A 13,766-nucleotide genomic window follows, 5' to 3' on the forward strand; every position below is an offset into this window, starting at 1 on the left:
AGACTTTTAATTAGATTATTCTAATAAAGATTTGTCTAATTATCAACGTATATCAACATAATTCTATTATTCAACGAGAAAAAAGTGAAGCCATGACAAATAATGAACATTTACAAGCTCTATTGAACATCATGGAGCAATTACGTGATCCTGAAACGGGTTGTCCTTGGGATCAAAAACAAACTTTTGCGTCAGTTGTTCCTCATACCCTTGAAGAAGTTTATGAGTTAGCTGATGCGATTGAAATGCAAGATTTTTCAGATTTAAAAGGAGAGCTAGGAGATTTACTTTTTCAGGTGGTGTTTTATGCACAGATTGCAAAGGAGAAAGGCTTATTTGAGTTTTCTGATATTCTAGAAACCTTAAATGAAAAACTTATCCGTCGCCACCCTCATGTATTTGCTTCAACCTCCTTTAAAGATGAACAAGCGGTTCATGCAAATTGGGAAGCAGAAAAGCAAAAAGAACGCCTACAAAAAGCAACATCCATGAATCAACAGGAAAGCATTTTGGATAATATTCCTCTGGCTTTACCGGCATTAAATCGATCTTATAAAATTCAAAAGCGTTGCGCTAATGTTGGTTTCGATTGGTCCGAGTTAGAGCCTGTTGTAGCTAAAATACATGAAGAAATTGATGAAGTATTAGTGGAAGTTAAACGCACTGATTTAACAGAAACAACAAAGACAAGCACATATTGAGGATGAATTGGGCGATTTACTGTTTGCTAATGTAAATTTAGTTCGTCATTTAAAGGCAAATCCAGAGACGGTATTACGCCAAGCGAATAAAAAGTTTGAACGGCGTTTTCGTTTAGTTGAATTGCAAGTAATAAAACAAGGCAAACAATTAGAACAGTGTAGCTTAGAAGAGCTTGATAATATTTGGCGTGAAGTTAAATCACAGGAAATAAAATAATTTTTGTAGATAAATACAAGATACCAGCAACGTTAGCTTTTGGGCTTGAAGAGCACATTAAAAGAGAGGGCTGTTGTCCTCGATTTTATCAAATAGAGGAGCATATATTTTACCTAATGTGTAGAAAAGAGTGTCCAAAATGAGAGGTTTTGTTATACTGTCTTCCCATCTAAATGTTCTATTTTCTTCAAAATTTAAAATATCCCATTAAATCATCACTTATCTTGAATAGAGTGATGACTTTTTGTGTTTTTGATAAATAAAAAAGAAACTAGTTCCGATCATTATCTATTACATTTTCAGGGTTATTATGACGACAAAATATATTTTCGTAACAGGCGGTGTTGTTTCATCACTTGGTAAAGGCATTGCGAGCAGGTTCACTGGTCGCTATTTTAGAAGCACGTGGCCTTGATGTTACTATATTAAAATTAGATCCATATATTAACGTCGACCCTGGCACAATGAGCCCAACTCAACATGGTGAAGTGTTTGTAACTGATGATGGCGCAGAAACGGATCTTGACTTAGGCCATTATGAGCGTTTTATCCGCACCAAGATGACTAAGCGTAATAATTTTACAACAGGTCGAGTTTACTCTGAAGTACTCGCAAAAGAGCGTCGCGGTGATTACCTTGGCGCTACTATTCAAGTTATTCCACATATTACTAATGAAATTCAAGATCGAGTTATTGCTGGTGGTGAAGGACATGATGTAGCTATCGTTGAACTTGGTGGTACGGTAGGTGATATTGAATCTCAACCTTTCCTAGAAGCAATTCGTCAATTGGGATTAAAAGTGGGCCGTGACAATGCTATGTTTATGCATTTAACGCTATTGCCATATTTAAAAACCGCTGGTGAAGTTAAAACCAAGCCAACACAACATTCAGTTAAAGAATTACGTAGCCTCGGTATTCAGCCTGATATTCTTGTTTGCCGAAGTGAAGTGAGTTTCCCTGCAAATGAGCGAGCAAAAATTGCGTTATTCTGTAACGTTCAAGAAAAATCAGTTATCTCATTACGCGATGTTGATTCAATTTATAAAATTCCAGCTTTATTAAAAGCGCAGGGGTTAGATGATATTTGTGTTAAACGTTTTGGTTTAACCTGTCCTGAAGCTGATTCTAAGCGAATGGGAAAAAGTAGTTTCAGAAGAAGCAAACACTTCCAATGAAGTCGTGATTGGCATGGTTGGTAAATATATTGAATTACCGGATGCTTATAAATCAGTTAATGAAGCATTAAAGCATGGTGGTCTTAAAAACTCTGCAAAAGTTGTCATTAAATATATTGATTCTCAAGACGTTGAAGTTAAGGGCGATGATGCATTCAAAGATATCGATGCGATACTTGGTTCCTGGTGGATTTGGTGCTCGTGGTATTGAAGGAAAAATTCAAGCCGCTAAATATGCTCGTGAAAATAAAATTCCTTATTTAGGCATTTGTTTAGGTATGCAAGTAGCATTAATCGAGTTTGCTCGTAATGTGGCTGGCCTTAAAAATGCACATTCAACGGAATTTGACGAAAATACAGAGCAACCTGTGATTGGTTTGATCACCGAGTGGATTGATAAATCAGGTGAAGTTGAACTGCGTAGTGAAGACTCTGATTTAGGTGGCACTATGCGTGTTGGTTCGCAGAAGTGTCATCTCAAAAAGACTCTAAAGTCTTTGATATGTATGGCAATAAAGAAATCTTTGAACGTCACAGACACCGTTATGAAGTGAACAATAATTTATTACCTATTATTGAAAAAGCGGGACTGAAAATTAGTGGTTTATCTGAAGATAAAAAACTAGTTGAAATTATCGAGAATCCAAATCATCCATGGTTTGTTGTTCGCTCAATTTCATCCTGAGTTTACTTCAACCCCACGTGATGGTCATCCGCTGTTTAAAGGATTCATAAAATCTGCGATAGATCATCAACAAGGTCGATTTAAATAGTTTTTATTGACAGAACATCAATTTTTGTTAGAAAATTCTGAAATAAGATGTTAATTAATTGCAGTCTATGCTTTGCATAATGCTGGGCTGTAACAGCTAGAAAACGAAATAGAAAAACTTAAATTTTAAACTTAATTTTTAAATACTAAAGGAAACACTATGTCTAATATCGTAAAAGTACTTGGTCGTGAAATCATGGATTCACGTGGTAACCCAACTGTAGAAGCTGAAGTTCATTTAGCTGACGGTTCTATTGGTATGGTCGCTGCACCATCAGGCGCTTCTACTGGTTCACGTGAAGCACTTGAGCTTCGTGACGGAGATAAAGCACGTTACTTAGGTAAAGGTGTACTTAAAGCTGTTGAAGCGGTAAATGGTCCAATCGCTGAAGCATTAGCGGGTAAAGACGCACTAGCACAAGCTGAACTTGATCAAATCATGATCGATTTAGACGGTACTGAAAACAAAGCAAAATTTGGCGCAAACGCTATTCTAGCTGTTTCTCTTGTCAGCTGCTAAAGCAGTACTGCAGCTTCTAAGAAAGTGCCTCTATACGCACACATTGCAGACCTAAACGGTACTTCTGGTGTTTACTCTATGCCTCTTCCAATGATGAACATCATCAATGGTGGTGAGCATGCAGATAACTCTGTTGATATCCAAGAATTCATGATCCAACCTGTTGGCGCTCCTAACTTCCGTGAAGGTTTACGTATGGGTGCTGAAGTATTCCATAGCCTTGCTAAAGTACTTAAAGCTGGTGGTCATTCTACAGCTGTTGGTGATGAAGGTGGTTTTGCTCCTAATCTTGAGTCTAACGAAGTCGCACTTGCCGCAATCGAAAAAGCTGTTGCAAACGCAGGTTACGAATTAGGTAAAGACATCACGCTAGCGATGGATTGTGCTGCATCTGAGTTCTACGACAAAGAAGCAAACATCTATGACCTTAAAGGTGAAGGTAAAAAATTCACTTCAGAAGAATTTAACTTCTTCCTACAAGATCTTACTAACAAATACCCAATCGTTTCTATCGAAGACGGTCTTGACGAGTCTGATTGGGATGGTTTCGCACATCAAACTAAACTAATGGGTGATAAAATCCAATTAGTTGGTGACGATTTATTCGTAACAAACACTAAGATCCTTAAGCGTGGTATCGACAACGGTATTGCTAACTCAATCTTAATCAAGTTTAACCAAATCGGTTCTTTAACTGAAACTCTAGTCGCAATCAAAATGGCTAAAGACGCTGGTTTCACTGCTGTTATCTCTCACCGTTCTGGTGAAACTGAAGATGCAACAATTGCTGATTTAGCAGTTGGTACTGTCGCAGGCCAAATCAAAACTGGTTCATTAAGCCGTTCTGATCGTGTTGCTAAGTACAACCAACTTCTACGTATTGAAGAAGCTCTTGGCGCTGACGCACCATACAAAGGCCTTAAAGAAGTTAAAGGTCAGTAATTAATTAGCTGTCAGTTAATAGCTGTCAGCGATCAGTTACAAATTACAAAGTCCTTACTTCGGTGGGGATTTTTTTGCTTGTTTTTAATGAAGAACATTAAGCCGTTTCTGAACGTGTTGCTACTCTTTGTTAACTACGGGCAACCAACTTCTACGTATCGAAGAAGCTCTTGGCGCTGACGCACCATACAAAGGCCTTAAAGAAGTTAAAGGTCAGTAATTAATTAGCTGTCAGTTAATAGCTGTCAGCGATCAGTTACAAACTACAAAGTCCTCACTTCGGTGGGGATTTTTTTATCTATGGAAAAGTTATTAGCGGTTAGCTATCAGCTGTCAGTAAAACCTTAAGTCATTATGAGGATTGAGATTAATCAGTTATATTATTAATGGTTAATTTTATATACATTTTTAAGGATGTTGTGTGTTAAATAAAATTGGACTTTATAAAAAAGCTCGACAGATAGCTTCGCCTTATTTTAATGAGCGTCCTGAGGGTATTGAAATCAGCTTATTGGTGATCCATTGTATTAGTTTGCCTGAGGGGGAATATGGTGGAAAACAGATTGAGCAGTTATTTACGGGGTGTTTAGATTGTAACTCTCATGAAAGTTTTAAGGATTTAAAAGGGTTAGAAGTTTCCGCACATTGTGTTATTCGTCGTGATGGTAGAATTGAACAGTATGTTGCTTTTGATAAACGCGCATGGCATGCGGGTGTTTCTAGTTTTCAAGGTGTTGATGCCTGCAACGATTATTCTATTGGTATTGAGCTTGAGGGCACAGATCAAACGACTTATACAAGCGCACAGTATCAATCTTTAACAGAATTAACCCGGCAATTAATGAAAGATTATCCGTTGTTAACGAAACATCGAATCACTGGACATAGCGATATTGCGCCTGGACGTAAAAGCGATCCCGGTGAAGGGTTCGACTGGAGTTATTTTTTTCAGTTACTTGATTAGATTTTTTGCTTACAATTAAATCTCATAATCTATCTAATAATAAATTCTAACAACTTGTTTTCCAACACATTTCTGATGTTTCAAGTTCATTAGGAGAAGTTCCTAATCCTGTCACCACGCCAGCAAGACTATTATCACTATCCCAGCCTCGAGCACCCGTTGATTTTAATATTAATATACCATTACCTGCTTGACTATTAACTGGCTCAGCGGCAATCACATAGGCTAAAGAGGAAGCGGAATGAATTTTTAGATTATAATAGGTGCCAGTACCATCAATAGGCGATTTTGTAGAAAAAATCGCAGGAAAGCCTGTATCGGCATCATTTGTAGCGACCTCTAAATAAGTGCCCTCTGTGGTATTCCAGCGCTCAAGAGCTTGAGCTAAACCAAGTAATGCAGATTGTGCATCAACCCGCCGTGATTTCAAGATACTTTCCTGATAAGAAGGGTAAGCAATACCCGCTAAAAGGCCAATAATAGCAATGGCGATTAAAAGTTCAATAAGTGTAAAGCCTTGCTTAAATTTCAATGATATTTCCTTTTAATAGCAATGGTATTAAATATGTAATTTAAATTTTGATTAGTAAAAAACTAACGAACTTGTTCTTCCCAGGAGAGGCGACCTTCTTGCTCACTGGGGCCTGTACTAATAAGGTCTTTATCGGTATTGCCATCAGCATCATTGGTATAAACGTAACTGCTCAGAATACTTGCGTCGGAAACCATTGAACCACTGGTTTTTATACCGCTATAGCCGGTGTCACCACTATCTGCCACGCCATCACCATTAGCATCGGTTTCAGTGGTAATGCTTACATCAGTATCTTCAATCACGCCATCACCATTAGCGTCAAACACTGCATAAGTTGGGGCTTTACCTGTATTTAAGTCAACGGCCATTAACCAACTTTCGCTGTTAGAGGTACAAACATCATTGCTATCTACATTAGGGATAACCGTAGTAAAAACTAATAAACTATTGATAATGGTAGAGTCAGATATAACTCGTTCGCCTAATTCATCGGGACTTTCACTACTATCTAATAGGTCAAAATACCAACCAGATGAGTTATACCAACTAAAATCATCACCACTGATCACACGCTTATCATCATCGGTCAGTAATGTGCGTAAGGTTAGATCTGAGCGTAACAAGCTACTCTCATTGGCATCTAATATGCTGTAATAACTCATCACATCAGTAGTATATTTATCACTTTCTTCGATATATTTACCTGTTCCAAAAAATACTAATAAGTTGGGATCATCATCGGAAGAGTTTGTATTTTTAGAAATAATAGGAGCGCTTGTAATAGGCTGTACATTGCCACTACTGTCTTTAGCTGTAAAAAGTGCGTCTGGCGTATTAGAGGATGAGTAGGCAACTTCCCAGTCACTTTCATCGTCGCTACTAATATCAAATGCCCACATATTACCTTGTAAATCTCCAGCATAGACTCTGTCTGCAACTCCGTCCCCATCAGAATCAACAACACCTGGCGTTGCAAGACCATTGGGTGTATCGGTACTACCAATACCGGTATCGATTTTTATGTAATCACTATTAATTGTCCAAGTTCCATCTAGGCCTTGATCAATAAATAAAATAAATAATTTTGCCTTGCCATCGCCAGAATTGTTGTAACCATTGCCAATGATTACTGCCCATTCACCGTTTGCCATCATTGCTACTGTTGGTTTACTGTAGCTATAACCAAAATCACTATCATCATTACTGCTAAATTCCCACAGTGATAAGTTTTCGGCATTTGTTGATGAACTTGAAAAGTTATCTGGGGCGCTAATATCAAGGGCAAAAATACCTTTTCCGCCACTGCGTAAACCGCCAATAAGTATAGTATGCCAGGCATTTTCGATGTAAACATCGCTGACGGTTGGTGTTAAATCGACATAAAATTGGTGGGCGTAGGTTTTATCGGCAAGGTAATGTAAGCCTGCTTGATCTTCACTGGAATAAAGTATGCCTGGGATATAGGCAAAGGCTTCTTGTCCTGCGTCTGTACTAGTTAAAGAAGCATTAAAAGCGTGTAACATACCATCATTAGCGCCGACATAAATCATAGCAGTCCGATCGGCATTATCACTAACGTATGTTGAGTAATTATCGCCTTCTGCGCCAATACCATTTGTGGATGTCCAATTTGGCCAATTTAATTCAGGTGATGATACATAAATAGTTGTGGAATTAACGATATCGCCTAATCGAGCTGAACGGGTGCGATAATCTGTTGTGCCACTGCCTTCTAAGCTTCTATCTCCACTAAGGTAATTAATTAAATTATCAATGCCATCAGAGCCTTCAGGGCCATTACTGAGATCCTCTAATTGAGTTGTACTTAAGTTATCTTTTGTAAATTCAACACCACCGTTATTGTAAGTAAATATATTTCTGTCTGTATAAGTCATGTCATCAAGCTTAGTTGATGCATCCCATGTGGCATCTGTTGCGATATCGCCGGAATCATCTAGTTCATATGCTTCTAGGCTACCTGACCATTTTGAGCTGTTAAAGCTAGAGGAATAAACGGCACTCTCCGAGGTAAGAGAACTGGTATTAAATGAAACTCCTGATTGAGAAGCGACTTTTGCAAAAATGCTATCGGTTGCCGTTTTGAAAGCTAATACCAATTCAGTACTAGTTTCGGCACTAAGAAAATCACCGCCACCATTTGTGGCTGTATCCTCTAATAAATCACTACTGGTAACACTTTCATCTGAAAAACCAACCACATAAGTGGTGACATTATTCGTTGCTTCTTCATCATCGTCACCTAAATCAGGGCGTAAATCAATTTCGTACATTGCCAAGGCAACATCATCAACAATATAACCTGTGCCGTTATAATAGTTTTCCAAATAAGAGCTGACATTAGTATCTGAATCTGAAGGCTGTCCGTCTGTCATGGCGACAACAAAGTTTTGTTGGCACCAATTTTCGGTTACTTCACTAGGAGCAGTTAAAGGTGAAGTATAAATAGGAGACTCTTTAAATACTTTATTGGTTTGTACATATTCACTTTTGTCATCATCATCAGGATGGATAAGCAAATCCTTTGTGGCGGAATAACCAAGGGTAAAATAGTAACCTAACTGCGACAGAGCTTCACCGAGGGAGTTGCACCGCCAAATTCAATCGCATCAATTTGATCGATTAAATTACTTTCTGCGCTAGTGATATCTTCAATATTAGCGATAATATTGGCACCAATAGACTCATTAAACTTTGCAATACCAACGCGAATATCTTCAATACTTTCAATTAGGTCAGTTGCAACACTTTTAGCCACTTCCATTCTTGTTTCGGTATCGGGTTTTCTTTCTGCATCAGCACCAAAATTAGTGCCGGAATCAGAAAAATACCAGTTTAGAAAATTACCTGTGTAGGAGGCGCTACCATAATAAATACCGCCATTGTTACTTGTTCCAGGAATATTATTTGTGCCACTACTACCATTTGCATTGAGCTGTGCGTCATATAACAAGTCATCATCGAAACAGCCGGAGCTAGAGCTACTATTATTGTTATTATTTTTCTTATTGCCTTTGCCAGAACTGGTGGTTGTCGTAGTGGTGCTATTACCAAATGTTTTACCATCATCAAAGGTTACGTCACCAGTCGATGAAATTTTAATGGAAATGGTTGAGTTATTACTTATCGGATCATCACAATCATAATAGTCTTCATCGGGATCGTAAGAGTCGGGCACCACAATATTTCCCATAGAGCCAGAACTATCAAGTAATAACATCATATTAGGTTGTACTGATGCAGACCGTAATTAATGGCTCAGTTGGCAGTAACAATTCATCTGCACTGGTAATAGATGAATAACAGAAGGTCGTTATCACAATCCCCCTTGTAAACAGATTTTTTACATTGGCTTTAATCACGCTTATTTCTCTTTATATCGGAGGTTATAGCAACTTTATAAAACATCACTTTTAAATTTTATACAGGAAAAACACTGCCCCTGAATTGAAGTTAATTAAAAGCTTTTACCGTAATAGCTCACTACAATTCGCTCGTTATCGTCATTATCACCCTGAGATCGAGAAACGATTTTAAAGCCATGAACATCACCATCGTTACTTGTTTCACCGTATCCTGTCATATTGATATCCGCTGAATCCGAGTCTGAACTTGGTAGTAGGCCAAGATACTCAATAAAATATTGCGCTACTTTTCCTGACTGAGAAACACTGGTTGTGGCATTCGCTGTTTTGCTATCACTCCATACACTACTTGCAAAAATATCTGAAGGGCCATTATCTTGGCTATATAACCCACCCGTACCGGAAGCATTAAAAGCTGTGGTACTTGTAAGTGTTTCAATAAAGGACTCCGCATCCAAAGTGCCTGATTCAGTCATTTCAAGAGTGATATGTGTATTACGTACAGCCATGGTCATTTTTTCTTGTAATAAAACGGTTTTATTGCCAGATAAAACTAAGATGGTTAAGGTAAATAAGATAATTAAAGTAATTATCAAAACCGCACCAGAGTGTTTTTTGCGCATATCATCATTAACCTTATTGTAGAGTTCGATTACGTATGTTGGTGGTCAAGGCATAATTCTTTTGTATTTGATTTGTGCTACTACTGTCTTCAGTCACAATGGTAAAGCTGATTGATAGGACTTGATCCATATCGGTCACGCTTGATGCGATACTAAATTGGTCAGCCGTTGCATCACTATTTGTATCTTCTCCATAGGTGATTTGTAGATCCGTTACACCTCGAATAAGTTCCTGGGCTGTACCATTATTATTTACAAAAAGAGATGAACCTGCAGAGGAATTGGTGCCAATAAAATAGATTTTATAATAGGGGCTTAGTATTTGTGCACTACTTGAGTAAACATTGGAAAGCGCATCAGCATGACTAATTAGGTTGGTATTATTACTACTATTTGAAAACAGATCTGCCCCAACGCAATCACTGATTAAAATAACATCTCCATTTACAATGCTCGCGCCATTAATAATAGTGATATCTGAAGCATTGTTGATCATATGCGGAGTGGTGACCTTTACATTCGAATAGCTTTTGGCACCGCGCAGGGTAATCGTATCTGTATCGTCAGCGACTGAAATGCCAGCAATAGTGAGGCTAGTTACATTGTTGCCGCCAGTAACAGCAAGTTGATTTGTAGGAATAAATGTAGCGTCATAGCTACTGTCTAAATGATTAGTGATCAAGCTTGTATCATGCAGACAACCCCAAAAATCGGCAACGCGAATATCTCGGCTTATTAATTCTAATGACATTCGACCATTTTCTTGAACGCGAGCATACGCATTTTGTAATACGGTGCTTTGCATGCTTGCAGTAAAAACTTGTAAAACTGAAAACATAACTAATAAACCCAATACCATTGCTATCATTAATTCAATTAATGAAAACCCGCGCTGTTTGCTGATATAAATGCGAGGTTTGGCTATTGTTATGGAGGGCATTTTTTCAACCTTCAAAGCTGAACGCTTAGGGTGAAATTAACATCACTAATGTTGCCACCATCGCTATCTCGTTGCTGTTCCTGCCAAGAGACAGTAATGTCATACACTGAGCCATTTTTATTAACTGTTCCAGTTCCCGTTGGTAAACCACCCGAGGCAATACTGCTTGAGATTAATTGATTCCATTGATAAGCATCTAATTGTGCAATTTGTGCTTGCACTGCAGTTTGTGCAATTTGGATCATCCGCACTATCATCAATCGCATCATAATTCCCTGCGACGACAGCAGATTGATTGGAACGCATTCTCTCAGCCATTGCATAGGCATAGGTTGTTGATAATGAACGAAACTGAGAGTTATTAAGGTTTTTTAAGCTAATGATTTGCACTGAAGCCAAGCCCAAAAGCCCAATAGCCATAACCAGAAGTGAAATTAATACCTCAAGTAATGAACTTCCCTGTTGATGATTTTTAAAATTAAGCACAGGTCACCTTATCGGCATATATTGCCCCTGATGCTAAAATGGAAATATCTCGACCAGTTTCACCTGTGCGGTTATCACAAATCGTTAAAATATCTATATTATCGACTTCTCCAGTGGTCGCGAAAGTAAATGCACTGACATTATTATTGCTAGAAACGCTACTGCTATTACTATAGGCTTCCCAAAGCTGTAACTCTTCACCAGTATCTAAGGCACCATTTTCATCAGTATCGACCCAAGCAACAAAACCTCCCGTCCAAGTTGAACCATCCCGTTGACCTAATTGCACCGAGTCGCCTCGTTTAACCGCCTCCATACGCGCATAATTAAGAGCACCGATTAAATCGTTACTGTTAGCCGTCATCTCGCTACCTTTAATAAAGCTATTGAAAGTGGGGGCCCTACGGATAATAAAATCGCTAAAATAGCCAGAACAACCATTAATTCAACAATGGTAAAACCTGAGTGTTTCATCTTGATAGCCTCCTGCGTATTTTTATATAAAAGTGATCGCAACAGTTCTTCGGTATTTTAAATAGGAATGGTTAGAGGTGAAGTGAGCTGTTTTGATTTGATGGGAGAAAGGGTAACCTTTTAATGTGCAATAAAGGTGCATTAAATAAGGAAGATGGTGGTAAATAATTGCTGTTCTTGATTATATGCTTTTAATAGGCATCAAAAACTGAGTTATTTGCAACATTGAACTAAACTTGTAAAGTTTTCTTACATTTTGCAGATAATAGGTAAGTAATATAGATAAATAATTATGTTTGGCTATATCATTAAGCTTGATAAAAGAAGTACTTAATTGCTTAAAAAAGATTAAACCTAAATATTAAGCAACCTTATATAATAGACATAATATAAATATAATATGTAAGGTATGCTCATTTCATGCTAATTTGATGTTAAATTCGACTTGCATGTCACATTATTGTGAATATCTGTTAATTAATTTAGTGGTTTGCACTGATAGATAAATGTAAGATCATAATGATATATTTTTAATATTTATATACTATTGATCTTAGTAGTACTTTTGTTAATTGAATTATTAATATAAGTGATTCATTATTATAACCACTTATAAATAAAGGATATTTGCGTTAATTTATTTAAAGTGCTGTTAAGAAGAAAGAAAAATAGTTTGTTTTAGTTCTTATTTAAATGCCTTTGTTTTATATGAAAACTCGAGTTTTGAGCCGTATAAGATGTATTTTCCAATCTTATTTTTATATTAAATATAAATGTTTTATTTTTTGTAGGAAGGCGTTTTTAATTTCAAGTAATTGATGCTTGTAATCTAGCTTTAGACTGAGTTTATCAATTGTTATCCGTGTTATTCTCAATTGAGGAAATGAATAATAATAGAATTCTCTTACTATTAAGAAGGTTAGTATTTTTATTTATCTCCAGGTTTATAACATTTTATGTCAGGCGTTCGAATAATATATGATAGTGCTTATGATAAATAAAGGTTTTACAATATTAGAGTTAATGATCACGATTGCTATTATGGCAATCTTAATAGCTGTGGCTGTGCCAAGTTTTAATAGTATGATGATCAGTAATTCGGTTACAAGAGACCAGGATACTATATTTTCGCTTTTATTAACGGCAAGGTCGGAAGCTGTAAAGCGTGGGAGGGCTGTGAGTGTTTGCCAGTCTTCAAATTTGACAGCATGTGATAGCTCTGCCTCTTGGACTGACGGCGTTATTGTATTTTTTGATTCTAATGCGGATGGTGATATTGATACGGATACTAATCCAGCGACAATTGATGATGTAGTGTTGAGAGTAAATGAAAAATTGCAAAGTAATGTTAATTTAGCCTTTACTGGTGGAGATCATGTCACCTTCAATAGTTTAGGTCAGGCCGAGGGTAATGTTGGTACTTTTACCTTTACTCATAGTAATGGTACTGATTACACTCGTACGATGACTTTATCGGCAACAGGGCGAGTAAGGAAATAGTAATGTCTCAAAATTCAAGTTTTCGTCAGAAAGGCGTGGGACTGATAGAAGTTTTAGTTGCGGTATTTATTCTTGCTGGTGGATTGTTAGGTTTGGTCGCATTGCAAACCCAAAGCTTGAGATATAGCCATGAGTCATATTTAAGAACTCAAGCATCAATATTAGTCGCTGATATGAATGATAGATTAAGGGTAAACGCTGAGGAAGCATTAGATACTAACAGTTATACTTTTACCTTAGGTACAAGTTCTTCGGTGAGTACCACTGCCTGTGAAACAGCCGCTTGTAGCGCCTCTGCACTTGCTGGTTATGATTATAAACAATGGAGTGATCGCTTAGCGAGTCAATTACCTGGCGGACAAGGCTCTGTTACTCCTGGCACTAAGGCGGGTGGTTTAAGGGAATACACCATTGTTATTCAGTTTAATAGTGTCAATTCTACTAAGTCTGTAGCTAATCCCATCAGTGGAGCAAGCTCTACTAGTGTCGATCCTGAAACATCATCATTTACATACAGAACGAGAATTTAAG

13 protein-coding genes and 2 pseudogenes are annotated in these 13,766 nt (G+C 37.5%); 7 read left to right on the forward strand and 8 right to left on the reverse strand.

Features of this window, described 5'->3' with window-relative positions; translation table 11 throughout:
• The first annotated feature begins 92 nt into the window (after window positions 1-92).
• The 5 genes and pseudogenes from mazG (at window position 93) to ampD (ending at window position 5,294) form a co-directional block, all read left to right on the forward strand.
• Entirely contained in the window at window positions 93-701 is a 609-nt protein-coding gene (mazG, locus tag ACLKMH_RS07100) for a nucleoside triphosphate pyrophosphohydrolase (protein WP_413701419.1), read from the forward strand.
• A 7-nt stretch (window positions 702-708) separates the two neighbouring features.
• Window positions 709-918, forward strand: a complete 210-nt coding sequence (locus tag ACLKMH_RS07105; RefSeq protein ID WP_413701420.1) for a hypothetical protein — start codon at window positions 709-711, stop codon at window positions 916-918.
• A 310-nt stretch (window positions 919-1,228) separates the two neighbouring features.
• Window positions 1,229-2,869, forward strand: a pseudogene (locus tag ACLKMH_RS07110) (CTP synthase).
• 159 nt (window positions 2,870-3,028) lie between these two features.
• Window positions 3,029-4,330, forward strand: a pseudogene (eno, locus tag ACLKMH_RS07115) (phosphopyruvate hydratase).
• A 421-nt stretch (window positions 4,331-4,751) separates the two neighbouring features.
• Window positions 4,752-5,294 (forward strand): 1,6-anhydro-N-acetylmuramyl-L-alanine amidase AmpD, encoded by a 543-nt coding sequence (ampD, locus tag ACLKMH_RS07120; protein WP_413701421.1) that lies wholly within the window; start codon window positions 4,752-4,754, stop codon window positions 5,292-5,294.
• Between the two features lie 46 nt (window positions 5,295-5,340).
• Here ampD and ACLKMH_RS07125 read toward each other — a convergent pair whose 3' ends face one another.
• From ACLKMH_RS07125 to ACLKMH_RS07160, 8 genes are all read right to left on the reverse strand, one after another.
• Window positions 5,341-5,826 carry a type IV pilin protein gene (locus ACLKMH_RS07125; RefSeq protein ID WP_413701422.1) on the reverse strand — a complete coding sequence of 162 codons (486 nt, stop codon included), beginning with the start codon at window positions 5,824-5,826 and terminating at the stop codon, window positions 5,341-5,343.
• A 62-nt stretch (window positions 5,827-5,888) separates the two neighbouring features.
• Window positions 5,889-8,366 (reverse strand): pilus assembly protein, encoded by a 2,478-nt coding sequence (locus tag ACLKMH_RS07130; RefSeq protein WP_413701423.1) that lies wholly within the window; start codon window positions 8,364-8,366, stop codon window positions 5,889-5,891.
• A 38-nt stretch (window positions 8,367-8,404) separates the two neighbouring features.
• Window positions 8,405-9,070, reverse strand: coding sequence for a hypothetical protein (locus ACLKMH_RS07135; protein WP_413701424.1), 666 nt, complete (start codon window positions 9,068-9,070; stop codon window positions 8,405-8,407).
• A gap of 234 nt (window positions 9,071-9,304) precedes the next feature.
• Window positions 9,305-9,835 (reverse strand): PilX N-terminal domain-containing pilus assembly protein, encoded by a 531-nt coding sequence (locus ACLKMH_RS07140; protein WP_413701425.1) that lies wholly within the window; start codon window positions 9,833-9,835, stop codon window positions 9,305-9,307.
• Window positions 9,836-9,848: 13 nt separating this feature from the next.
• Window positions 9,849-10,775, reverse strand: a complete 927-nt coding sequence (locus ACLKMH_RS07145) for a PilW family protein (RefSeq protein ID WP_413701426.1) — start codon at window positions 10,773-10,775, stop codon at window positions 9,849-9,851.
• A 120-nt stretch (window positions 10,776-10,895) separates the two neighbouring features.
• Window positions 10,896-11,261: a type IV pilus modification protein PilV gene (pilV, locus tag ACLKMH_RS07150; protein WP_413701427.1), complete on the reverse strand. Its 366-nt coding sequence runs from the start codon at window positions 11,259-11,261 to the stop codon at window positions 10,896-10,898.
• Window positions 11,254-11,625 carry a GspH/FimT family protein gene (locus ACLKMH_RS07155; protein ID WP_413701428.1) on the reverse strand — a complete coding sequence of 124 codons (372 nt, stop codon included), beginning with the start codon at window positions 11,623-11,625 and terminating at the stop codon, window positions 11,254-11,256. Before ACLKMH_RS07155 ends, pilV (ACLKMH_RS07150) begins: the two co-directional genes overlap by 8 nt.
• Window positions 11,622-11,735 (reverse strand): prepilin-type N-terminal cleavage/methylation domain-containing protein, encoded by a 114-nt coding sequence (locus ACLKMH_RS07160; RefSeq protein WP_413701429.1) that lies wholly within the window; start codon window positions 11,733-11,735, stop codon window positions 11,622-11,624. The genes ACLKMH_RS07155 and ACLKMH_RS07160 overlap by 4 nt, the downstream gene beginning before the upstream one ends.
• Before the next feature lie 978 nt (window positions 11,736-12,713).
• Here ACLKMH_RS07160 and ACLKMH_RS07165 point away from each other — a divergent pair.
• Both ACLKMH_RS07165 and pilV (ACLKMH_RS07170) read left to right on the forward strand, forming a co-directional pair.
• Complete coding sequence (locus tag ACLKMH_RS07165; RefSeq protein ID WP_413701430.1) at window positions 12,714-13,235, forward strand: GspH/FimT family pseudopilin; 522 nt, start codon at window positions 12,714-12,716, stop codon at window positions 13,233-13,235.
• Between the two features lie 2 nt (window positions 13,236-13,237).
• The gene (pilV, locus tag ACLKMH_RS07170; protein ID WP_413701431.1) at window positions 13,238-13,765 is read left to right on the forward strand and encodes a type IV pilus modification protein PilV; all 528 of its coding nucleotides are present in this window, start codon (window positions 13,238-13,240) and stop codon (window positions 13,763-13,765) included.
• The last annotated feature ends 1 nt before the right edge of the window (window position 13,766 follow it).

Origin of the sequence: Psychromonas sp. KJ10-10 (assembly GCF_047323245.1) — a bacterium.
Lineage (GTDB): Bacteria > Pseudomonadota > Gammaproteobacteria > Enterobacterales > Psychromonadaceae > Psychromonas.